This is a genomic window from Saprospiraceae bacterium (assembly GCA_016710235.1).
Taxonomy (GTDB): Bacteria; Bacteroidota; Bacteroidia; order Chitinophagales; family Saprospiraceae; genus Vicinibacter.
The window spans coordinates 2317203-2341644 of the sequence record JADJLG010000001.1; the positions used below are offsets into that span (position 1 = coordinate 2317203).

Annotated in this window: 21 protein-coding genes; 13 read left to right on the plus strand and 8 right to left on the minus strand. The window is 36.2% G+C overall.

Annotated features, from left to right (window positions below; all coding sequences use genetic code 11):
- Window position 1: 1 nt before the first annotated feature.
- Window positions 2-802, plus strand: coding sequence for a patatin-like phospholipase family protein (locus IPI99_09220; GenBank protein MBK7340694.1), 801 nt, complete (start codon window positions 2-4; stop codon window positions 800-802).
- 9 nt (window positions 803-811) lie between these two features.
- Here IPI99_09220 and IPI99_09225 read toward each other — a convergent pair whose 3' ends face one another.
- Entirely contained in the window at window positions 812-1306 is a 495-nt protein-coding gene (locus tag IPI99_09225; GenBank protein MBK7340695.1) for a phosphoribosyltransferase, read from the minus strand.
- A 251-nt stretch (window positions 1307-1557) separates the two neighbouring features.
- Here IPI99_09225 and IPI99_09230 point away from each other — a divergent pair, with 251 nt between their 5' ends.
- The 5 genes from IPI99_09230 to IPI99_09250 all read left to right on the plus strand — a co-directional run bounded on the left by IPI99_09230 (window position 1558) and on the right by IPI99_09250 (window position 6826).
- Window positions 1558-2886 (plus strand): (Fe-S)-binding protein, encoded by a 1329-nt coding sequence (locus IPI99_09230; GenBank protein ID MBK7340696.1) that lies wholly within the window; start codon window positions 1558-1560, stop codon window positions 2884-2886.
- A gap of 34 nt (window positions 2887-2920) precedes the next feature.
- Entirely contained in the window at window positions 2921-3700 is a 780-nt protein-coding gene (locus tag IPI99_09235) for a (Fe-S)-binding protein (protein MBK7340697.1), read from the plus strand.
- Window positions 3701-4186, plus strand: a complete 486-nt coding sequence (locus IPI99_09240; GenBank protein MBK7340698.1) for a hypothetical protein — start codon at window positions 3701-3703, stop codon at window positions 4184-4186.
- A 134-nt stretch (window positions 4187-4320) separates the two neighbouring features.
- Window positions 4321-4779, plus strand: a complete 459-nt coding sequence (locus IPI99_09245; protein ID MBK7340699.1) for a hypothetical protein — start codon at window positions 4321-4323, stop codon at window positions 4777-4779.
- Between the two features lie 199 nt (window positions 4780-4978).
- Entirely contained in the window at window positions 4979-6826 is a 1848-nt protein-coding gene (locus tag IPI99_09250; protein MBK7340700.1) for a hypothetical protein, read from the plus strand.
- Between the two features lie 20 nt (window positions 6827-6846).
- Here IPI99_09250 and IPI99_09255 read toward each other — a convergent pair whose 3' ends face one another.
- The gene (locus IPI99_09255) at window positions 6847-7749 is read right to left on the minus strand and encodes a hypothetical protein (protein MBK7340701.1); all 903 of its coding nucleotides are present in this window, start codon (window positions 7747-7749) and stop codon (window positions 6847-6849) included.
- A 419-nt stretch (window positions 7750-8168) separates the two neighbouring features.
- Between IPI99_09255 and IPI99_09260 the strand changes: the two genes are divergently transcribed.
- From IPI99_09260 to IPI99_09275, 4 genes are all read left to right on the plus strand, one after another.
- A complete protein-coding gene (locus tag IPI99_09260; protein ID MBK7340702.1) occupies window positions 8169-9791 on the plus strand; it encodes a PKD domain-containing protein in 1623 nt (540 codons plus the stop codon).
- Between the two features lie 193 nt (window positions 9792-9984).
- Window positions 9985-10344, plus strand: coding sequence for a TfoX/Sxy family protein (locus IPI99_09265; GenBank protein MBK7340703.1), 360 nt, complete (start codon window positions 9985-9987; stop codon window positions 10342-10344).
- Window positions 10345-10621: 277 nt separating this feature from the next.
- The gene (locus IPI99_09270; protein ID MBK7340704.1) at window positions 10622-11821 is read left to right on the plus strand and encodes an iron-containing alcohol dehydrogenase; all 1200 of its coding nucleotides are present in this window, start codon (window positions 10622-10624) and stop codon (window positions 11819-11821) included.
- A gap of 72 nt (window positions 11822-11893) precedes the next feature.
- Window positions 11894-13312: an aldehyde dehydrogenase family protein gene (locus IPI99_09275; protein MBK7340705.1), complete on the plus strand. Its 1419-nt coding sequence runs from the start codon at window positions 11894-11896 to the stop codon at window positions 13310-13312.
- Between the two features lie 29 nt (window positions 13313-13341).
- Here the strand turns inward: IPI99_09275 and IPI99_09280 are convergent, their stop codons facing one another.
- The 3 genes from IPI99_09280 to IPI99_09290 form a co-directional block, all read right to left on the minus strand.
- On the minus strand, window positions 13342-14004 hold the full coding sequence (locus IPI99_09280) for a hypothetical protein (GenBank protein MBK7340706.1): 663 nt from the start codon (window positions 14002-14004) through the stop codon (window positions 13342-13344).
- A gap of 107 nt (window positions 14005-14111) precedes the next feature.
- Window positions 14112-15263: a T9SS type A sorting domain-containing protein gene (locus IPI99_09285; protein ID MBK7340707.1), complete on the minus strand. Its 1152-nt coding sequence runs from the start codon at window positions 15261-15263 to the stop codon at window positions 14112-14114.
- Window positions 15263-17137 carry a hypothetical protein gene (locus tag IPI99_09290; protein ID MBK7340708.1) on the minus strand — a complete coding sequence of 625 codons (1875 nt, stop codon included), beginning with the start codon at window positions 17135-17137 and terminating at the stop codon, window positions 15263-15265. Before IPI99_09290 ends, IPI99_09285 begins: the two co-directional genes overlap by 1 nt.
- Before the next feature lie 142 nt (window positions 17138-17279).
- On the opposite strand from IPI99_09290, the gene IPI99_09295 reads away from it, so the two are divergent.
- The 3 genes from IPI99_09295 to IPI99_09305 all read left to right on the plus strand — a co-directional run bounded on the left by IPI99_09295 (window position 17280) and on the right by IPI99_09305 (window position 21951).
- Entirely contained in the window at window positions 17280-18488 is a 1209-nt protein-coding gene (locus tag IPI99_09295) for an N-acetyltransferase (protein MBK7340709.1), read from the plus strand.
- Window positions 18489-18675: 187 nt separating this feature from the next.
- Window positions 18676-19320, plus strand: a complete 645-nt coding sequence (locus IPI99_09300; GenBank protein MBK7340710.1) for a hypothetical protein — start codon at window positions 18676-18678, stop codon at window positions 19318-19320.
- The gene (locus IPI99_09305) at window positions 19321-21951 is read left to right on the plus strand and encodes a valine--tRNA ligase (GenBank protein MBK7340711.1); all 2631 of its coding nucleotides are present in this window, start codon (window positions 19321-19323) and stop codon (window positions 21949-21951) included.
- 142 nt (window positions 21952-22093) lie between these two features.
- Here the strand turns inward: IPI99_09305 and IPI99_09310 are convergent, their stop codons facing one another.
- The 3 genes from IPI99_09310 to IPI99_09320 all read right to left on the minus strand — a co-directional run bounded on the left by IPI99_09310 (window position 22094) and on the right by IPI99_09320 (window position 24438).
- Window positions 22094-22531, minus strand: coding sequence for a hypothetical protein (locus tag IPI99_09310; GenBank protein MBK7340712.1), 438 nt, complete (start codon window positions 22529-22531; stop codon window positions 22094-22096).
- A gap of 122 nt (window positions 22532-22653) precedes the next feature.
- Window positions 22654-23556, minus strand: a complete 903-nt coding sequence (locus IPI99_09315) for a glycosyltransferase family 2 protein (protein MBK7340713.1) — start codon at window positions 23554-23556, stop codon at window positions 22654-22656.
- Between the two features lie 36 nt (window positions 23557-23592).
- Window positions 23593-24438 (minus strand): MBL fold metallo-hydrolase, encoded by an 846-nt coding sequence (locus tag IPI99_09320; GenBank protein MBK7340714.1) that lies wholly within the window; start codon window positions 24436-24438, stop codon window positions 23593-23595.
- Between the last annotated feature and the right edge of the window lie 4 nt (window positions 24439-24442).

Sequence of the window (24442 nt, forward strand, 5' to 3'; positions counted from 1 at the left end):
CATGCGAATAGGCCTATGCTTGTCAGGAGGGGGTACTCGCGGGATATTTCATATCGGCGTACTCCAGGCATTGGAAGAGTACGACATTAAACCTGATATAGTAGCAGGCTCTAGTGCTGGAGCATTGGTTGGAAGTTTTTTTTGTGCAGGCATTTCTGCTAAAGAAATGCTCAATGTCGCATTGAGCACAAGTTGGTTTCATTTTTTTAAACCTAAACTTCCAATCAATGGTCTCACCGGTTTGCATTATTTAGGGGATTTGGTAAAGAAGCATATCCCGCACAATAGTTTTGACAAATTAAAGATACCACTTCGAATTACCGCTACAAATTTGAATACTGGATTATTAGAAGTGTTCGAATCAGGTGAGTTGAGCAGGCCTATCCGCGCTTCTTGTTCTGTCCCAATGTTGTTTAAGCCTGTTATGATTGGAACACAAATGTATCTCGATGGAGGTATATTGATGAATCTACCGGCTACCTTGTTGAGAAATTCTTGCGATTTTTTGATCGGGTCGAGTTTGTTTCCGCTTTGTGAAATGGATAAAAAACAGCTTTCTGGGTACATACCTTTGATGAGCAGATGCCTTGAATTGTCCGTAAATAGTAATTCTGCATATCAAAAACAAAAGTGCGACCTTTTGATTGAGACAGATGATCTCAGCAAGTATGGAAGATTTGATTTTAAATCTTCAAACCAAGTCTACCAACTTGGATACGAAACAGCAAGCAGAATTTTATCTCAAGCAGATATTCTCAGCTACCTTAAAGACGATTCACTTCAATTAAATCCAGGAAAATAGATACCACAATCATTGCATAGATGCAAGAAAAGCGCCATTGTTTTGTATATCTACAAGTATATTATCTTTAGTTGTAGTTGCCAGACGCAAGCCCATGTAATCTACATGTACAGGAAAGGACTTGTGTAGTCTGTCTATCAATACTGCCACTTCCAATCTTTTGGGCAAAGATTGAAATAGAGGTTGAAAGGCAAAGAAAATAGTCCTGCCTGTATTCGCGACATCATCAATGATGATGATGACTTTATTGCTTATTTCTTTATTCTCCAAATCCAAACTTGCTTTGTCTTCGAGTGGAGCTGCAGGATTTAGCCGAATTCGGCCAATTTTCACAGGAAGTTGATGTATAGAATTTAGTTCAGCCTGAATCAAACCAGCCAATCTGAATCCATTGTTGTTAATCCCAGCTAGAATGATGTAGGGTTCATCTGCATGGCGCTCAATGATTTCAGCAGCCATTCTGCGAATTTTAAAAACGATTTGCTCATGCTGAAGAATTACCATAATACAAAGTTACACTTTTTTGTCACTTGGAAAGTTTGATAGGGTCCAGCCATTTGACCTTTAGTGTCCAGATTTCTCGGGTACAATGGGAGCAGATTTTTAGGAAAACTTATATCTTTAAGCTTGATTGCTTATTTCGGTGAATTGGAATAGGGAGATTGGGTCGAATTTGACATCATTTTTCACAAACAGATTCATAGATAAATCATGCAGGATAAAAATTATCAAGTACCGAAAAAATTGATGATATGATCATCCAAATCGTTTTATTCCTTTTAGTTACAATTACTGTTGCATTTATTGCTACTAAAAGATTCAATAGAATCTTTCGTATGATCATGTTGGGGAAAGAAGGTACCCTGCCAAATGATCATTCAGGTATTCGATGGAAGAATATGATTATGTTTGCTTTGGGGCAAAAGAAAATGTTTGAAAAACCGATATCGGGCATATTTCACCTATTCATTTATGTCGCATTTTTATTTACACAAATTGATCTCATTGAAATTGTCATTGATGGCATTAGTGGACAACATAGAATATTAAGACCATTCTTGTCGATTCTTTATCCACTTATGATCAACTTTATTGAAATTCTTTCCGTATTGGCATTTATTGCGACAATTGTTTTTTTATTGAGACGAAATGTTCTGCGCCTGGACAGATTTCAAAAACCGGAGCTAAAAGGATGGCCTTTCAGAGATGCGAATTTAATTTTATGCGGAGAGATACTTTTAATTACTGGAATTTTCCTGATGAATGGAGCAGATCAAGTTTTGCAAGACAGACATTACGGCCATTACATCAACACAGGCAATCTTTATATGTCGGGGATGTTGGTATCGCCTTCCTTATCTGAACTTTCAAATGCTTCTTTGGTAATGATTGAGAGGTTGGGCTGGTGGTTGCATTATCTGGTTATTCTCGGATTTATTTTGTATTTGCCATTTTCAAAACATTTACACATTTTTTTAGCATTTCCTCAGGCTTATTTTTCAAAGCTAAGCTCACGGGGTATGATGAGCCCAATGTTTGCTATCGAAAATGAAGTTAGATCCATGCTAGGCCAGGAACCAACACATTCAGAAACTGTGGCAGTAGAAGATTTTGGTGCCAAGGATGTTTTCGATTTGGATCAAAGAGTGTTATTGTCAGCAATGACTTGTACTGAGTGTGGTCGATGCACTCAACTTTGTCCGGCAAATCAGACTGGAAAAGTATTGTCACCAAGGAAAATTGTGATGGATGTAAGAGACAGAATGGAAGACATTTCTACAATGAGTGCTAAAATCTCAGTTGAAAGAGTAAATTCAAAATTACAGTTTGATGATGGAAAATCATTGTTTGATAAAATATCAGCAGAAGAATTATATGCGTGTACTAGTTGTAATGCATGTGTAGAAGCATGTCCTGTTTTAATTGATCCTTTAGAAATTATTCTTCAAATGAGAAGGTATGATATATTGGTAAATTCATCAGGACCCGCAGAATGGTTGCCTATGTTCAACAGTCTTGAGAACAATCAATCAGTGTGGTCTCTTTCTGCCTCTAGAACCGAATGGTTGAATGAAAATATTTAAAATCAAAAGTTGCATTAAAATAAAAGAGTAAGTGATGAACCAAGTACCAATCATGAGTGAAGTATTCGCTGCTGGGGAACAAATAGATTTTTTATTTTGGGTTGGGTGTGCAGGAAATTTTGATGCCCGCGCCCAAAAAATAACTCGAGCTTTCTGTAAAATATTAGATCATGTAAATGCAAAGTATGCAATACTCGGTGATGAAGAAAAATGTACAGGAGACCCTGCGCGTAGAGCTGGAAATGAATTTTTGTTTCAGATGCTGGCCATCCAGAACATAGAATCCTTAAATTCTTATCAAATAAAGAATATTGTCTGTACTTGTCCACATTGCTTTAATACTTTGAAAAATGAATATCCTGGATTGGGTGGAATATATCACGTATTGCATTACTCAGAGTTCCTGGATGAACTGATTAAAACAGGTAAATTGAAAGTGAATACTCACATCGAGTCTCAGAAAGTTGCTTATCATGATTCGTGCTATCTAGGTAGAGTAAATGATGTATATGAAGCTCCTAGGAATGTATTGGAATCTTTGAATACTGAAATAGCTGAAATGACAAGGAGTAGAAAATTGGGAATGTGCTGTGGTGCCGGTGGCGCTCAAATGTTTAAAGAAGAGGAGAAGGGATCTATTCGTGTGAATGAAGAACGCGTTACACAACTTCTGGATACAGGCGCAACAAAAATTATTGCCAATTGTCCTTTTTGTATCACCATGTTGCAGGATGGAGTAAAAGCCAAAGACAAGCAAGATGAAGTGACAGTATATGATATATCTGAATGGATTATTCAGCAAAATATATTTTAAATGGTAGACTTTCTTGGTTTTCCGGAAGATTCGCGAGTGTGGATTTTTGCATCAGATAAGAGAATAGATGATTCAAAAATTTCAGACCTGTATGAGAGAGTGCAACAGTTCGTTCAAAACTGGTCAAGTCATGGCACACAGCTTAGAGCAAGCGGTGGGGTGATCCATAATTATTTTGTAATTTTAATGGTGGATGAAGACATCAATAAACCGGGCGGATGCTCAATAGACTCTTCTGTCCATTTTATTAAAAGTTTGGAAAATGAGTTTCAGCTTCATTTTTTTGACAGGCAGTTGTTGTATTATATTTTTGAAGATGAAGTAAAAGTTGTTACAGTAGATGAGCTGACTGACTTGTATAAATCAGGCGGAGTGAAGAATGATACTTTATTCTTTGATTTACTTGTGAAGTCGAAATCTGAATTTAACCAGTTTTGGCTCAAGCCTTTGCAAAATTCCTGGCATAGGAAATTCGTCCAAATTTAAATTTTTATTTAGACCACACCCTCAGTTTGGATATATTGAATCATTTATTACTTCTATTTCAGGATTTCGTAGCTTGGAATGAGCAGTTCGTCGAAGTATTTTTATTATATTCAATTTTGCATTAAATTTGGAGTATGATCAGTAAGATTAAAAAGTATTTTGGGATTGAATCAGTAAAAATTCAAATCGTTGAATTGGATAGGGTTGAGAAGAACCTGTTTTTGTTTAAGCTTCAGATGAATACGATTACAAGTGCAGAAGTAGAAAGCATAGAAGTGGAACTGATAGAACACTATTCATTGGGTAGAGGGCGATCTAAGAAAAATGAAAGTTATGTATTGGGCCATTCACACTTTTCTGGACCTTGGAGCATTGCAGAAGATGAAGATACTACAATTGAGGGCACTGTGCTATCCATATCTCTTAAATCACCCATTGATGAAATAGAAAGTAAGAATATACTTCTCAAACCTGCAATCAGATTAGCAAAAATTCTAAAAGGTGTAAATTCACTCTATGAGTTGAAAGTCAGAGGGATAGTCAAAGGTAGCGCTGTCCCCGCTTTAGCATCAAAAAAATTTGAAATCAAATAAAGGCCTCGCGATTTGGAGGTTCAAACGGAATTTTTGCTGGATGATGCCTCATTGTAATAGATTTCTTATAATATTCTGAGAATGCTAGATCACAGTGATATCTAGTATTTGTTGTGTATCTTTGTTACTTCTAGAACAGGTAACTTAAAATTTGTTATTAGTACATCTAGATACATTTATTGTTTGCTTACAAGTATTTATGAAGCCACACCTATTGTCGGACTATAGAAAGTTTCTATACCTTGGAATATTATTTGTATGCTTGATTTTGCTCACTTGGCATTATAACAGGAATACAAAACCACTTTATGATGTTTTTGGATATTATCTCTATCTCCCGGCGATTACCCATATCAACGACATCAAGTTGAAAGATTACAATAAAGTTGAAGATGTTTATCATAAGCTTGGTGGTGATGTAGTCTATCAAATTTACAAAGCACCAGGTACCGAAAACAATGTTATCATGTATCCTTTGGGTTTGTCCCTGGCATATTCACCGGCTTATTTTTCTGCTTATGCCATTTCTGCGATTTTGGGCATAGACCATGAGTTTGGGACAAATCAGATTTACGTAAAGGCGGTAGTGTATTGGAGTTATATATGTGTCTTTATAGGTTTGTTCTTCCTTTTTAAATTTTTAGTGAAATATGTGGAAGAAAAATATGCTTTGATCACATTGATTATTTTGTCATTTGGCACCAATTTATTGTTGCATGGATTTATGAATGGGCAAGCGATGATGTCTCACTCATATTTATTTATGTATTATGCACTTTTATTATTTTATACAAAAAGTTTGATTGATGAATTTTCTGAAATAAAATTGACCATTATTTTTATAGTTATGGCTTTAATAGCTGTTATTCGGAATTCTGAGGTATTTTGTATTTTCCTTCCAGCCGGAATGTTGTGGTATCATTGGCCTAAGATGAAGAGTGAAATACTTGTCATCAAGAATATGAAGACTTTAACTCCGGGATTGATTATTTTGAGTTTGCAAATCATTTATTGGAAGGTAGTAACAGGCCATTTTATTTATAATTCATATCAGGGGAATAATGGTCAGGCTCTTGAATTATTTAATCCCTATGTTTTAGAAGTACTGTTTAGTTTCAGGAAAGGATTATTCATATATACACCAATGGCAATATTTTTTGTAGTTGGATTTTGGAGTTTGTATAGGCATTGTAGAGAATGGTTTTGGCCGACAGTGATATTTACTTTTCTCAATCTTTGGATTATTTGCAGTTGGACATGTTGGTGGTATGCGGATTCATTTGGGCAACGAGCTATAATTCCAATGTATGTGGTATGGAGCTTGGGTTTAGCATTATTTTTCCAACATTTCAAACGACTTAAGCTTTTATTTAAATTAATTACCATCGGCTCTATAGCTTGCTTTACTGTGCTAAACATCTTTCAGATTTGGCAAATAAATAAAGGCATTTTGCCTACTGATTATATATCAACTCCTTTCTATTTCTCCACATTTGGACAAAGACATCCTATTTCTGAACAACAAAGGAGTTTGATGCTGGAAGATGATAAATCTGTTATGATAGACAGTTTGCCGGATTTCTATAAAGAGAGAGTTGAGTATGAGTCTAGCTATCATGTAGATGCGAATTCTTTGAATTCCTTTCAACATTTAGATGCTAGCGTTGTAGTTTCACCTGAGCATGAATTTTCACAAGGAATCGTTTTGTCAAACCGGTACTTCAATCAATCTGAATATAAGTGGATAAAATTAAGTTATACTTGTAAAGCTATGGTAGATACTACTGGTGTAGAACTCAATTTGGTAGCTGAGAGACAAAGAAAAGGTAAAAGTTTTGCTTGGAAGTGCAAATCAGCAAAAGATATCCTTTGGAAAAAAGATAGTGCCATTGTTATATCCACTTGGTATAAAGTTCCTCAAGTTGAAAGAGATAACGATGTGTTCAGATCATATCTCTGGTCAATGTCAAAAATTCCAATCGAAATTACCGGAATACAGTATGAGCTTTATAAATCAAAGAAAAACGCTAAGATTTTTTTATTCTAAAATGATTGGTGTTAAGCCTATTACTTTTTGTTTTTGTCCATCAATTCTTTAAGAACTTCTTCATCGCTTTTGCCGACATTTTGCAACAGGAGTTTAGCATCTTTTGCAAATTCATGATTTGGATATTTTTCAAGAAACTCTGTATAGTATTTTCTGGAATTAGTAGAATCAGCAAACGTTCCATCGAATAAAAATGCTTTCATGAACAATGCCATCGGAGCTCTTTTGTGGGTCGGATAATTGTCTATGATCCAATCATACAATGCAAAAGACTTATCATAAGTTCGTAAGGTATTTGAAGTTTCTGCTGCTTTGAAAATGAATTCAGGAGTTTCTGAATCATTTGGAATTGTCAGTGCATATGCTTCACATGCATCTACGTAAACCCTGGCATTTTCTTCGCTAAAACCCTTTATTGTATCTGAAAAAATAGCTTTACCGATTTCCAGAATGTATTCTTCCGGTGTAGCTATTGAAGGTAAAGTCTTTTTCAGTTCAGCAGATTTTGGATCTTGAGGGTTTGCTTTTATATAGCAAAGTGACATCACATGTGCTGGAGCCAATCTATTCAGACTATCGAGCAGCTGTACCATTTTCAATACATTTGTATTATGATCAGCCCTGTTGGGATACTCTTTCATCAAATTATTTAAAAATACGACTTGCTGTCCTTTATTACCCATTTTTTCACTTGCAGAAAGAGCCCTTTCTAGCACCAGCTCCTGATTTTTTTTGTCTTCTTTGTGATTTTTTAAAAAATCCAGATAGCTGGTAATCAAAGCATTATAAGTTTCTGGTGTGGCGTTTCCCGCAAAAGTATCCTCTGCAGTTTTTACCGCTGGATCGGATAACGATGATGAATTCTTGCATGAAGCCAAAAGAAGGCTGAAGGTGATGAGAAAACTATAATAAACGAATTTCATAACATGATTTGCTGCAAAAATAAAGCAAATTAAGTATTGACTGTCAATACATTAAGATTTAACAAAAAATTGTATAGATGCTGATCCTCAAACCTGAACAGGGATTCACCAGTGAAGGAATCAAGGATTTAACTTAGAGCCAAACCCCCGGCATCATACGTCTTGACTTGAAGATTCCTCCGAAATAAAAATATGAGATTGTTTATAATATCCATTGAAAATTAAATTCATATTGATTAAAGACGATTTTTAATGTTGTAAAATTATCCCAATGCGAATTATATTGTACTTCTGTCCAAATTAGTGTAATTTTGCGAGATATTAGGCAGCAATTTTATAAAATGGGCATAATACTTGAGTAAGTTGAATATCTTCAAAGAATTTATCGAATATTATCAATTGTTCCAAAAAAATACAGCATGAAAAAAAGTTTAATTGCATTGTTTTCCCTCGTCTTTTTCTGCATATCCTATATCACAGAAGCACAAGTTTCTGATTATACAGTTGCAGGGAATGTACTCACTGTTACTAAAAATAAAGTAGCAAACTACCCGATTCTGGTGACAGATTTGTCTACCAAGAAAACAGAAACCATCCTAACTGATCGGAATGGATATTATTTTTATGAAGCGAAACCTTCGGCATCAAGTATTTCGGAGTATTTGTTCCAGGTAAAGGATCCATGTGCGACCACACCTCAAGAGTTCAGATACAGGCCTCAGAAAGGACTTACAAACCATGATTTTATAATCTGTGATCTTGCAGTTAATCCAGCTGGCTGCCCTGTGAAATTCAATTATAAGGTTGGAGTGAACAATACAGTTGAGTTCACAGCAACACCTCCTAATAAATCAGGTGAATACTCTTGGGAATTTGGTGACGGAAGCAGTGGGACAGGTAATCCAATAAGTCATACCTACGCTGCTGAAGGAACATACAAAGTAATTTTGGTGTACAAGGATTCAATCTGTACATCCAGTGCCATACTAGAAGTGGTAATCGGTTCAAATCGCAAGCCTACGTCATTCAATGCATCTTGTTGCGCTAAAATTATGATCAAATCAGTAGCGCCTACTGTAAGTAATACAGGATTATTCTTCGAATTTACAGCGAGTTCAGATGCAAAGAATGCCAAAATTACCTGGGATTTTGGTGATGGTAGCCCAAAAGAGGAAGGCAACCCTGTTAGACACAAATATGATTCTGTAGGGAGGTATTTGGTCACTGCATATATCGAATCCGAATTCTGCAAAGTAGCGGTTTCAACCTGGATTCAAGTAATAGATTCAAAAAACCCCAATCCATGTGCAATTGACTTTAGTGCCAGAGTAAATCAGTTGGAAGCCAGCTTTACACCCACCTCTAGTCAAAAACCGGACAAGGTGTTTTGGGATTTTGGCGATGGAACAACATCAAATGATTTGCAGCCGGTCCATGTGTACTCGAAAGAAGGAATTTATAAAGTAAAACTTGTAATGGTGTTTGGTACACAAGAATGCATTATCGTCAAGGAAATACAAGTTGGGAAGAATACCGGAAATCCTTGTGGCTTTGACTGGTATTTCAAAACTGACCAACTTACACTTTATGCTCAAGGTAATTTTAGACAAAAGCCGGATAGCGTGTTGTGGAGTTTTGGGGATAGCACATATTCAAAGGATCTGGTGGTCACTCACAAGTACAACTCTCCCGGAACTTATGTGGTAACTCTAACTGTTTGGATAAACGGGGTTGAATGTAGCGTGCAAAAGAAAATAGAGATTAAAGCAGGATTTCAAAACCCGGATATAGAAATTACAAATATTAACCCTAATCCAGCTACAGATAACATAGATGTCACTGTCAAAAGTGATGGACAGTACAAAGTAGTTGTTGCCATTTCTGATGTGAGAGGAAATGTGCTAGAGAAATATAGCTTAGAGCTTATGCCAAATGAAAATCATATTCCTATAAATCTGGATAATATTAGTCCAGGTGTATATTATTTACTGATTTATTACAATAATAACATCGTTGCAAAATCGAATTTTGTAAAGAAATAAAGACCATTAATAAAAATTTGTATAAAAAGGTCTCGAATGTTGAAATTCGGGACCTTTTTTATTAGGCAGGAATATCAATTGGAATGAGAACTGAAATTCACGCAATAATTAAACCAATACGAAAATACCAAAAATATAATAATTATATTTGGACCATAGTCAGATTAGATTACAAAACGCAATTTATATCATTATGCCATTTGATGAATTGTTTGCTAATAGAATAAGGAAAGTACTTGATGAAAAAGATGTTCATTACACTGAAAAGAAAATGTTCAGTGGGATTTGTTTTCTTGTCGATGATAAAATGCTCTGCGGGACACATCAAGACAAAATGACTATGGAAAACCTGCTCCTTTGCAGGTTGAGCGAGGAGGATTTTTTAGAAACAATTGAACTTGCTGAAAGTAAAGAGATGAATTTTACCGGAAAACCGATGAAAGGATTTGTTTATATCACTGAACAAGGCACACAATCAAACAAAGCACTTGAAAAGTGGCTGCAACTGTGTTTGAACTTTAACCCTTTGGCAAAAAAAAGTAAGAAGAAATAAGACGATTCTCATCTGAGAACACCATCGGATTCCTATTGAAGATCGCAAGAATGATACGATAGAATTTTGATTTTTAATGATTTTAGATTATTTTTTTGAAAATTTTGGATAGACCCAACGGATTTGTTGACATACTGCCTTTAGTTTGCATGCCTCTGTATTTTGATCACCAACTGTCTTTATTCTCCCAAACTGCTGAGTCTTATTCGATATATTTGCTGTCCAGATAGAAGCTTAACTTGATTCAGTGAAGCCACTGTCTATAAAGATGGATATTTTGTTTAAGCTATACTGTAGAATTTATCAATGGGTGCTGAGGTGCACTTCCAATGTAATGCCGTGGCGAGTGCCTGAACTTTTGGTGGGGCCGGACAGTATTTACTTGCTTCCTGATAAATTGAAAAACAGGAATATCCGAAAATTACTAATCATTACTGACAAAGGTCTGGTGCAGAGTGGCTTGGTCAGTATTTTGCAGGATATTTTGGTCAGTGACCATTTTGACGTGGTGTTGTATGATGAGACTGTAGCTAATCCAACAGTGGATAATGTAGAGAGTGCCTTGAAACTGTTTTTAAAGACGAGTTGTCAAGCTATTATTGCTATTGGAGGTGGGTCACCTATTGACTGTGCCAAAGCAGTCTGTGCCAGAGTAGCCCAGCCTGGCAAAACTCTTTATCAGATGAGAGGAATACTGAAAGTTTTATGGAAGACACCAGATTTGATAGCTATACCAACCACTGCCGGTACCGGTAGTGAAGTAACTCTGGCCTCAGTAATTACTGATCCAGATAAATTTGCTAAGTATGCAATTACTGATTTTCCATTAATTCCTCAAATAGCAATCCTCGACCCTAAACTCACATTAGGACTTCCGCCATTTGTTACTGCTACTACCGGGATGGATGCCCTCACTCACGCGGTTGAAGCTTATATTGGTCAAAGCAATACAGATGAAACTAGAGAATCAGCCAGAAAAGCTGTCAGATTAATTTTTGAAAATTTGATACCTGCATTTGAACAAGGTCATGAAATCGATCACAGACAGAATATGCAAATAGCTGCATATCACGCCGGATTGGCATTTACCAGAGCTTATGTGGGATATGTGCACGCAATGGCGCACTCACTCGGGGGTAGATATGGTATACCACATGGACTAGCCAATGCGGTTATCTTGCCTTACGTTTTAGAAGCTTATGGATCTTGTATTTATACCCAATTGGCTGAATTGGCAGATGAAGTTTCAGAGGAGTTTAAAGGAAAAGACATCGCATCAAAAGCGAATTATTTTATTCAAAGTGTAAAGCTTTTGAACGAGCGCTTAAATATTCCACAAAAGTTGAAAGGAATTCTTGATGCAGATATCGAAGATTTAGTGAATAAGACTTTTTATGAAGCAAATCCGTTTTATCCAGTACCGCAGATCTGGAACAAAGCGAAAATAAGAGAAATATTTTATCTTCTCAAAGGATAGAATCTTCTAAGATTGAAGAAAATTTAATGCCAATTAATCAGAAATTTTTTTATTGACCTTAAAATATTTAGAATGCGGGAGAACGAAATAGTGGAAAATTCAATTCAAGCGGAATTCAAATCAGCTCCAATCGAGAAAGTAATTCAATTAAGAGATGAGCAAAAGAATTATTTTAGAAAAGGGGAAACCAAGAGTTTGGATTTTAGGGTAAAAACATTAAAAAGAATAAAACTATATATTCTTGAGAACCAAAATAAAATTTCAGAAGCTCTTTGGAAAGATTTGAAAAAATCCTATGAGGAAGCATATATGACTGAGCTTAGTTTGGTGATGGCCGAACTCGATCTTCATATCAAAAAATTAAAGACTTGGGCTAGGGATGAAAAACGTCCAACACCTTTATTTTTGTTTCCATCGAGGTCAAAAGTTATACTTGAACCATTGGGGGTAAGTTTGATCATTGCTCCTTGGAATTATCCATTTCTTTTAGTGATGGCACCATTGATAGGGTCAATTTCAGCAGGGAATTGCTCAGTCATTAAACCATCTCCGGATGCTAAATTCACTGCCTTATTCATGGATCAGATGATTCGTGATTTATTTGATGAACATTATGTATCCTGTATCTTGGGAGGGAAGGAATTAAATGAGTTTATATTGACACTACAATGGGATCATATTTTTTTTACTGGAAGCATCCGTGTTGGGAAAATTGTTATGCAGTCTGCTTCAAAATATTTAACTCCAATCACATTGGAGCTCGGTGGAAAGAGCCCCTGTGTAATTAACAAAGGGGCGAACATCGAAATAGCAGCTAGAAGAATTGCTTGGGGCAAGACTATCAATGCAGGCCAAACCTGTATTGCTCCAGACTACATTTTGATCCACCAATCTCTCAAAGAAGAATTTGTGAAGCATTTCAAATCTTGTATCCAATCCATGTATGGAGGCTCAGTGGGATCTAGCCATTTTTATCCTCGAATTATCAATAAATCTTCATTCGATCGACTTGTATCCTATCTTACTGATGGTAGGGTGATTTACGGTGGTCAGTATTCCGAATCAGATCTTTTTATTTCTCCTACTTTGATGGATCAAATACAAGTCGATGCAAGGATTATGCAGGATGAAATATTTGGACCTCTATTACCTATTTTAAGCTTTGAAGAGAATGAAGAAGCTTTAAATGAAATCAATAAACATGACAAGCCTCTGGCTTTCTATTATTTTGGCCCTGAATCCGGTTCGGTTGATTTTTTGAATTGCATTTCATCGGGTAGCGCTTGTATTAATGAAACTGTTTTGCATTTTGCCAATTCAAGACTACCTTTTGGTGGCGTATCAGGAAGTGGATTTGGAAAATATCACGGAAAAGAAAGCTTTCTTGCATTCAGCAATAAAAAGTCAGTGCTCACTACGCCCGTTTGGATTGATCTGCCATTTCGATATCCACCTTTTAAGTATTTTAAATGGATCAAAAAACTACTATGATTCCTGGTACGGATATATTGTTTATAGTATTACTCCTCTCTGCTTTTTAATTTTCGATTAAACAAAGCAGTTCTTACACCTTTTAAACGGCGTAATGTCATTAACATTTCATATTTACCTATGGAATCACCATCGTAAGTAACTAAGTATAAGTTCATATAAGGTGAGAGTTTATGTACAACTTTCAAATTGTATAATGAATAATCTGATATCAAATTTTCTATAGTATAACTTGAATCTAAATCTATTTGGAGTTCATTATAAATAATTTCTGGGTTGATCATATCCTCCTTTTTTTGGATCTGGGTCCATGCAGAACTTTTAGAAATGTTTGCCAATTTGGTTTGGATCTCTTGTAAGTCGTCCGGCAATTTAGTATTGGAAGTAACCTCTTTTATTTTCTCTCCTTGTGTGTTGTAAAACTGAAATGCTGTACTTGGAAGATCTGGTATATTTATAAAATATCGATCTTGTAATTTTGAATGATCAATTTTTTTTAGATCTCTTACCAGTGAGGAAAACACATCGTCATTTAGTTCTGTAAAGTAAACACCCTTAAGTTCCACATGCTCCTTCCCTTCAAGTAATGCGATACCATTTTGCAAAACAGTGATAGAATAGACCCCGCAGTTTCCAAAACAGGGTCCTTTAGTCATAATGACCGCTCTGGAAATTCTTACTGGTTTATTCATTGACTGAGATTTTTTTGAAGTGCCGCACCTGAAGAATGTAAGTGAGATAGTCATCGTTAGTGCTATAAGCAAGGTAGAAGTACTGAATTTTTGCATAGAATTCAAAATTAATGAATCAATTTTAACACTGAATATCTGTTTTCATAATTTAACTCGATAATGTAAACACCGGAAGGCAAAGTTAGTCCCTGTTCCGGTATATAGAAAGTTTGTTGATCTCTAAAAGTATGGTGATGGATCAACTGGCCATTTATATTAAATAATTTATAATGTAATGCTGAAATCGGGTTACCTTGATATTTGAGCAGCCACCCATCATATATATTGATAATTCTCCAATCATCTTTTGAATCAATGTTTTGAGATTGACAATTATTCATTGTCACATTAGCTCTTTGTGTGAGCAAAACCGTTCTCATTCTCTCGCACTGTCCTTTTGTAAAAAATTTCATGCAATAGTCATCTACCAGACACATAATGTTCTGCACCATGGCTTCGTTGCCACAACTGAATTGAGGATATTCCGGACAGTCCCTATAATTTGTTTCCTGGATAGGAGTATCTGAGATTCCATCATCCGAGCTGCAATTTTCATTTGGACTTAGATGCAACAGACCGAGATAGTGACCAACTTCATGGACCAAAGTCAATCCTAGATGGTAAGGTGAATGCAAGAAATTGTAACCAAAAAACCGAGGGTCTATGATTATTCCATCCTTGCTCTTAGTTGCATCTTCCGGAAGCACAGCTTCACCAAGCGTGCAGTCAGCTCTATCAGCAATGAAAATATTCAGGTATTTTGCCGGGTCCCATATATCTATTCCTCCTAAAGATTCTTTCATGACAAAATAGGTGGTCATATTCTGTCTGCATCCAATATTTTGAATGGTGGTTTGTGTTTTAGTGATTGCAGTTGTTGGATTTCCTAATGGATCCATATTTGCCAGACAAAAATGTATTTTAGGACAGGCCGCCAATTTTCGATATACTTCTGGCAATGTCGGATCTTGGCTCAGATTTCTATTGCTGTAAAAATCGTTCAGAATTTGCAGTTGCTGGAAAATTTTATCATTGCTGATACTGTGTGAGCTGTCTTCCGAAATGATATGAAATACAGTTTGTACATATAAAGTTTGGTCTCTAGGAGATAGCTTTGCACCGTCAGATGTGTGAATAAATTGCTGTCCTGCCTGACATCTTTGTGATTTGGAAGGAAGAGAGAATATGAAACAACATACTATGAAAATATGTATTTTCATTATCTCGGGCTAAGTGCGATCTCAATTCCAGCAGGTGTAATACCTTGCCTGTTGTTGAATTGTCCAAATGGTCTGGCTCCAATCGTTACCTGGGTAGGCGAAATACCGGAAACCATCATGAGCTTGTTGATGGTATTGGCTCGTCTGTATGACCCATCTAAGGTTTTACTTGCATTGGAATCTGAAGATCCATATCCAACGATATCAATATCGAGTGGTTGACTCTTTGGTAATATTGAAATTAATTCTGTAAGAAATGTACTGCCAGGTTCTCTAAGAGCGACAGTCTCTCCTTCAAAGAGAAAAGATTGGGGTACGAAAATGCTTGCTGCAGATTCCGAAATTCTATAGAATAAACCCGCTTTAGGGTATTTCTGTGGAAGGGACTCAAGCTTTTCCAACAACTCGTTTGGAATTGTGGATTTTAGAGTTTGATTTTTAGGTTCTGTTTTTGTTACTTCAGAATTTTTGTCTTTTAATAATTTGATTTCGTTTTCTTTTTCAGCCAACATTTTTTGGAGGTTTTCCAATTTTAAATTTTGTTGCACAGAATTATTTTGTGCATTATTCATTGATTCGATCTTTTGTCTACTTTGACTCAATTCGGATTGAGTTCTCTGATTTTGTATGATCAAGGATTGAATTTCATTTCTTAGGGAATCTTCGTTGAGCTTGTTCTTCAGTGTATTATTTTGACTGTTTATTTGAACAGTGAGTTCTTGATTTTGTATTCTTTCTTTTTCCAGGTTATTCCTTAGTATAATTTCTTCATCTTTTAGTTGGGCTTGTGATTGTTGAGCACTGCTCAATTGAATGCGGAGAGCTTGTATTTCGTTTTCTTTTTCCTGAAGTTCTTTTGATTTAGATTTTGGATTCTCAGCTAATTTAGCTTGTAAGGTATTGAATTTATTTTGTTCAACTTCCAGTTGATTATTAAGTTTGCTGATCTCAGTTTCGTAACTTGAGGCTTTTTCTTTTTGTTCTGTTAGTTTATTGTCCTTTTCTGCCAATAAATTTTTTAGTGTGTTTAACTCTATGTCAAGTGATTTAATTTTATTTGAAATTTCTTCTGACTCTGTTTGTAATTTAGAGTTCTCTCTCTTTAATTGTTCAACTTCTTTAGAATTGACTTTTTTTGTAGTTTTAGTTTCTGATTCTTTGCTAATTTGATTAAGTTGTCTGTTAAGATCCTGAATGGTAAGTTCGCGTTTATTAATTTCTTCTTTAAGTTGATTGTTTGAAGACTTTAATTCGGCAAGATCATTTTCGACCTGATCATTTGATTTATTTGATTTTCGATCTTGAATAGTGTTATCGAGTGTCTCTTGCAATGTAAATACCTTGGATTGAAGATCGGAATTATTCTGTTTCAATTTATTGACTTCGGATTCTTTTTCTTTTAGTTGATTTTCATTAAAAGAATATTTTGCCTGTAAATTCATTAATTCAACATTATTTTGAGCGAGTGAATTTTGACTGAGAATTTTCAATTTTTGATTTTCATCTTGTAAATTTCGTGTTATAATATTTTGGTTTTGTAAATTTTGATTCAACTCAATATTCAAGGAACGTAGAGAATCGCATTTTGACACATTGACTTGTCTGGTTGGATAATTTGTCTGATATTCTTTGCCTTCAAATTTCAAATAAAGCTCTGTGAGGACGTCTTCCGTTTTGCTTAGTTGTAATCGGCAATCATTTAAGTCGGTCTGCAATGAATCTGACTTTGAGGTAATCGTACTAATACTCTCATATTTTTTCTGAAGTGTATAATAGTCTGATTGAAGCAGAGCATATTTTTTACCAGATGAACAAGCTGCATATACCAGCAAAAGACCAACGAGACCGACCCAATAAACAAACTTTAAGCGCATATATGCTAAATTTTCTGCAAATATAATTCCAAAATTATACGCGGATTGTGACTTTTTCAAATGCAGGCAGTCAAGGAAGGTGGGTTTGGTGAACATTTGATGGTTTAGATAGTTCTTACAAATTGTTGTGAAACAGGGTAAGTTGACAAAATCGGGTTTGACTTGGAGGTCATGGCATTCACTGGATGCCTGTGCTTCACTATGGGAATCTCTGGAGGGCTTACCTGTTGCAATCTCCTACGATTACCTGTCTGCTATCGAGTGTAGGCCGCCAGATAAAATGAGCTTTATCTATGTAGTCCTTTTCAAAGAAGAACGGCCCTTAGGATTGGCTTATTTCCAACTGGTTGATTTTTCTGCCGCAAAAAGCTTGAAACTACCTCAGGACAAAAGCTGCAATTCTTTCTTTAGTGCTTTCGTCCAGACAACCAAGAAAATGCTTGCGGCTCACATTTCTTTCAAAGCTTTGATCAATGGAAATCTACTTTCATCTGGGCCCCATGGATTTTATTTCCTTCCTGAAGTGCCTTGCAGAGATCGGGAAGAGATCATGATGGAGATGATTGATCAACTCTTTATTGAAGAAAAAGTCTTAAAGGAAGTTTCAGTTTGCCTACTAAAGGATCTTCCGGCAAGCAAGAGGTTTCAAGTGCAAAGAACATTGCGGAAATTCAAATTTTTTGAGTTTCAGATTCAGCCTGGAATGCGATTTTTTGTTCGGGAAGATTGGAATGAATTTTCAGACTACCTGGATGAGCTAGAAAGTAAGTACCGCCTTCGTATTAAAAAAACTCTTGAAAAATCTAAAGACTTAAGCATTCGTAAAGTTCAGGCTCAGGAACTCCATAAATGGAATTCCGTATTATACGAAATGTATCTGGAAATTCTCGATAATGCAGGCTTCAATATGGTGAAGCTTCACCCCAATTATTTTATTGAGTTCAAAAGTAAGTTACAGGATGCCGGCGAGGTGATCGTTTTTTTTGAAGACGAGTTACCTATTGGTTTTTGCAGTTATATTTTGAATGGAGATGAAATGTTGGCTCATTTTGTTGGTTACAGGAAGCAGAAAAACGCTGGATATCAAATATACTCAAATATCCTTCTTGTACTAATACAAGAGGCCATTCGTCTGAAATTAAATTCGATTGATTTTGCGCGCACAGCATTAGAAATTAAAAGCTCTGTTGGTGCCCAAAGTGAGCAGTTGTATTGTTATATTTCACACCATTCCAAGATATACAATCATTTTATTCCTATGTTATTGCAATGTTTGCAACCGGAAAATGAGTGGGTAGAAAGAAGCCCTTTCAAAAAGGGCAAATCCCCTTTAAAAGTTCCGCAGGTCTAAATTGAATCATTGCCTTTTATTTATTCTCTTTTATTATTAATTGACGAAAAATCAATGAGTTAAACTCCTGTTAAAGAGGGGTAATCAAGCTGGAATTATAAAGCAGATCATACCTTTGTATTTCTAGGCATAGAGCATGGTTAAAATTTAATTTCAGTACTTGAAAAAATAATTCAGTATTTTTAAAATGGCAAATCATTTCAGGATAAAAGTGAATTATTATTGGATGCAAAGATTCTATTTGTTTTTGCAGCTAATTTTTTTCTTTTGTTTTGTTTCGGGAGCTGCTGCCCAAAAGGATATTATACCTTCAGAGAAAACCACACTACGATATCTGTCAGAAAATTATGCTTATTTCACAAATGGTGATTCCGTTTTAATCAAGGAGACTTCGGACCAACAGTTAATCTATGCTTTATTTAGAGTTGAACAAGACACGATTGGGCTTGATCCGGGATTGAGTACCGACGGTAGGTGGAGAGCAATCAAATTGATGAAGCTTTTTAGGAATATCCCATTGGCTTTATATTCTTCTACACCCTTCAGACGAAATATCTTGAGTTTGCAGCCATTATTGGATGCTAAAAAGGCAAAGCTCGTATATTATGATCTTTCTGATCTTAAAGACCTTTATGTAAAAATTGATCAGGTATATCCAAAATCTGTTATCATTATGGTTCATCACCCCTCATTTGAATCAATAGCGGAACATCTTACCGAAGCTGATCTTGAAACAAGCACTAAATCTGAACCATCCAATATTCTTTTTATCTTGCGTCGCGATAAAAATAAAAAGGGTAAAATTTTTAGTTTTTACTACAACAACAAATAGATGGCTATATCAGAAAATGATATCAAGTATCAACCCAACAGGATTGAAGAAAAGTGGTATACACATTGGGAAAATAGGAGTTACTTTTCTTCCAAACCCGATGAAAGACAGGCATATACCATTGTCATTCCGCCTCCGAATATAACTGGGGTATTGCATATGGGTCATATGTTGAATAATACCATTCAGGATTTACTCATCAGAAGAGCAAGATTGCAGGGAAAAAATGCTTGCTGGGTTCCGGGAACAGATCACGCATCGATAGCAACTGAAGCAAAAGTTGTTCGAATGCTCAGAGAAAAAGGGATTAAAAAATCAGATTTAAGCAGAGAAGAATTTCTGAAATATTCTTTTGAATGGAAGGAAAAGTATGGAGGTATCATCCTGCAGCAATTGAGAAAACTGGGAGCGTCATGTGACTGGGATCGAACCGCATTTACCATGGATGAGGCTCGCTCAAAACAGGTTATTCGTTCCTTTGTGGATTTGTACAACAAAGGCAAATTGTACAGAGGCAAAAGGATGATCAATTGGGATCCTGATGCAAAGACCGTACTCTCCAATGAAGAGGTCATTTATTACGAAGAAAATGCTCAATTATTTTATCTATTCTACAAGTTGGAAGGATCAAATGAAGGAATAACAATTGCGACACAGAGGCCAGAAACGATTATGGCAGATGTCGCTGTAGCTGTTCATCCTGGTGATCCAAGATATCAACACATGCATGGTCGTAAGGTAATCATCCCTTTGATCAATCGAGCGATTCCAATAGTTTGTGACGATTATGTGGATCCCGAATTTGGTACAGGCGCACTCAAAATTACTCCAGCCCATGACCAGAACGATTACGAGATAGGATTGAAACATAAATTGCCGATCATTGATATTTTGAATGAAGATGGCAGTCTGAATTCGGAGGCAGAGATTTTGGTAGGGATGGATAGATTTGAGGCGAGAAAAAAAATCAAACCTTTACTCGAAGAAGCAGGTTTGCTAGTGAAAGTAGAGCCATATAGGACAAATATAGGCCGTTCAGAACGAACAAATTCTGTGGTAGAACCAAGACTCAGTTTGCAATGGTATGTTGACATGAAATCTCTTTCTGGTCCTGCATTAAATTCAGTTTTGGATGGTGAGATCGAATTTTTGCCAGACAATTTGAAAAATACCTACAAGCATTGGTTAGAAAATATAAGAGATTGGTGTATTTCAAGACAATTGTGGTGGGGGCATCGTGTTCCTGCTTATTATTATCAAGACGAAGTGTTTGTTGCAGAGTCTATTGAAGAGGCTTTAGCACTTGCGAAGAGTAAATTCCCGGACGATCAAATAGCGCAACATGATTTGCGTCAGGATGAGGATGTCCTGGACACATGGTTTTCTTCATGGCTTTGGCCATTTTCAGTATTTGAAAGAGAAGAGGACTTGCGATATTATTACCCAACATCCGTGTTAGTGACAGGTTGGGATATAATTTTTTTATGGGTAGCGCGCATGATCATGGCTGGATTTGAATGGCAGGGTACCCGCCCTTTTGAGAAAGTCTATTTTACTGGGATGGTCCGCGACAAATTGAGACGCAAAATGAGTAAATCTCTGGGCAATTCTCCCGATGCTCTAGAGTTGATTGACAAGTACGGTGCTGATGGTGTCCGTTTTGGAATGTTATCATCATCACCTGCCGGAGGTGACTTGCTTTTTGATGAAAAATTATGCGAGCAGGGGAGCAGTTTTAGCAATAAAATATGGAATGCCCGCATTTTAGTTGGAAACTGGACGGGTGATCCGCAACTTGAACCAAGTAAATCTGATTTACTCGCTTTGAATTGGATTCAAAACAAATTCAATTTCATCGTCGTCGAGACAAATCGAAGTTATGAGCAATTGAAGCTTTCGGAAATATTAAAGATTTTATATTCTTTCATTTGGGATGATTTTTGTGGATTTTATCTTGAAGCGATCAAACCTAAAAAAGATCAGGCCATCTCGCAAGAGATTCTCAACCAAACGATTTCAATTTTTGAAAGAATTTGCACTATTTTGCATCCATTCATGCCCTTCATTACCGAAGAAACCTGGCATAGATTAAAACCACGAAAAGAGGGCGATGATTGCATGGTATCGTCATACCCTTCAGAATCCTCTAATGATGTTGGTGTGATCCAAATTGTCGAAGAATTGAGAGGAGTTTTGACCCAAATTTCCGCACTTAGACAGAAACATTCTGTGAAAAATGCTGTCACGGTACCATTGTATATCTTGGAACAAGAAGGATTTTCTAATCTAAGCTATGTCGATGGGGCATCAGAATTATTACAAAAATTGGCTAATCTTGAATTTGTTCAGACCACAAAAGCAGAAATCAATGAGGCACAATCTTTTTTGGGATTAAGGAACAAGTATTTTGTCATCCTTCCTGTTGAAATGAATGTGGAAGATGAAAAGCAAAAATTACAGGAGCAGATCAGTTATACCAAAGGATTTATTTCCAGCGTAGAAAAGAAACTGGCAAATGAAAAATTTGTGCAAAATGCAGCGCCTGATGTAGTCGAGAAGGAACGACAAAAAATGTCCGATGGGTTGACCAGACTGAAAGCTTTGGAAGATAGCCTGTTGAAGTTGAATTAAACTAATCAATATCTGGAAGTTCTTTGGCGATTAAGATGATTATGCATCTATTTAGACCAAAATAGAATTTATAGATAGTTGATTACATGATTTCTTTATTCAATCAGCTTAGGTTAATAAATGAACTTTCTAAATAAGGACATCAATTTAATGCTGGCCAAATATTCCATGGAATTCTAAGCAAAATTAACAGCACGCCAATACCAAAATATATAAGCACAGTCGTTAATCCTTTTGATTCATTCACCTGTCTTTTGGACTTTGAATATCCGATAGTTATCAAGACTGCTGCGATAATCATGGTGAGCGGATGTTCAATGATTTGGAATCGCATGGTCGCATCTTTCATAAAACCTGAGCGCGCAGCTGAGATTCCATTTGGAGAGATAAAATATAATATTAAACCTAGTAAGATTTGAAAATGAACAGCGATAAGCGTGTAAAATACAAATTTTTTGTTGAGTGGACTGTAAATTTTTGATGTAAAAAAAGATAACAATGTATAGACTATTGTAATCACACAGAGTAGGACTGTCAAATATGCTATACTCGAATGAAATGACTTAAAACCTTCGTACATAAAAAAGATTATTTCTTGATTTGAACACTGAATATGAAAGCCAAATATAGAATTTCCTCGGCGCCATTTCAAATTTTCTCAATTAATTTTTGAGCAGAACGCTATAATTGGGCTCGACAACCTTAATCTTGTATACCTCGGATTAATTTAAATACAGATTTCAATTTCACGGACAAGGGTAACTTTGGTGGCTCCTTTGGCAATTCTTGAAAATGTTCACCAAGGTGCAGTATGGAATGAAGAAAGTAATTGGCGCTATAATTCCATTTTCTCAGGAATTGCAATCTTCCTTTGTTTTTACGTATTCTTCCTGTGGATTTTGATCCGAAATGATAAACCAGACTTGAGCCAACACCTTTGAAATATCGCACTCCTGCCAAAAATAATTTGTGGGACAAATCAGGGTCTGAATACATTCCAGGACTAAACTCGACACTCATTCCACCAACAAGATCCCACAACTCCAATGGCATGACATTAGGCGGCCATGTGCTTCCTGCCCAGTCATTGCGCACTAAATTTTGATATTCCCGATCACAGCTTTCTCTGTTAAATGTAGAGGGATTGGATCCAAAATTGCGTACGACGACGCACTGGTTTCCAGTATCTATTCCTTCAATCATGGTGGCAGAAAGCATCCACATCTTGTGAGGAATTTCAATTATGGTATCTACCAAAGGCACATCCCAACTGGGTAAAACATACATATCATCATTCATGTACATCACGTAGGGAGAGAGTATCAATTTTCGGGCAGAATTTAATCCAAAACAGATTCCTATATTTTCATTTGCCAGGACATAATCAGCTACTTCCTTTTCTTTTGCCCACTGGGATGTGCCGTCTATTCCTTCGTTGATAATCAAAATGATTTGATGCGGATAGGCTGAGTTTTTTTGTATGGATTCGACACAGAGTTGAATATATTCTAAGTTGTTCCAGGTAGGTATTAATATGCTAAAAACCGTTTTCGCTGACTCCGGCAATCGCTCTTTGTTGAAAAATTGTAAGCTCTGAATTTCCATTTGTAATTGTTGCGCTCTTGAAAATTACCAGCAAACTCAGAGATCTCGGTATTGATCTAATACAATCCGCCCTTGGTCATTTTTTTTAACAGTACATGCAGCATGATCCGGGTCATGTTCTAAGATGAGTATATGCCCAAATTCAACAGCTTCTTGTAGCAATCTATTTTTTTCTTCTAGACTGATCAGTGGCCTGATGTCATAAGCCATTATAAAAGGTATGGATATGTGATAAGAGGATGGAAGTAAATCCGCACAATACACATAAGTTTTATCCTGAAATGGAATGAAAGCAAGCATCATCGCTTCTGTATGACCATAAACGAATCGCAGACTAATCCCTTCTAACCAGCTGTGATCATGGCTCGAAATGTTTATGAACTCAACTAGTCCTTGTTCTTCTAATGGAATGAAGTTTTCTTTCAGAAATGAAGCTTTTTCCCGGTCGTTTGGAGATTTTGCCCATTGCCAATGCAATGCATTGCTCCAATATTTAGCTTGAGGAAAGCTTGGAACCAATTCTCCTGAAGGTTTTTTGCTTACCGCTCCACCACAGTGATCGAAATGCAGGTGAGTCAGTAAAACGTCAGTGATGTCTTCTTTCTGGATTCCAAGCTTATACAAGGAGGACATTAGGTCATCCGAACCATGAGGATGAAAAAATGATCTGAACTTTTCATCTTGCTTTGTTCCCATGCCGGTATCTATGAGAATATTTCGTGTTTCCGTACGGATCAACAGACACCTCATTGCCCATGTACACATATTGGTTTCATCTGGTGGGTTGAGTTTTGACCACATGGTCTTTGGTACCACGCCAAACATAGCACCTCCATCCAGTTTGAATTTACCTGTTTCTATAGAATGAATAGATAGAATCATGCAT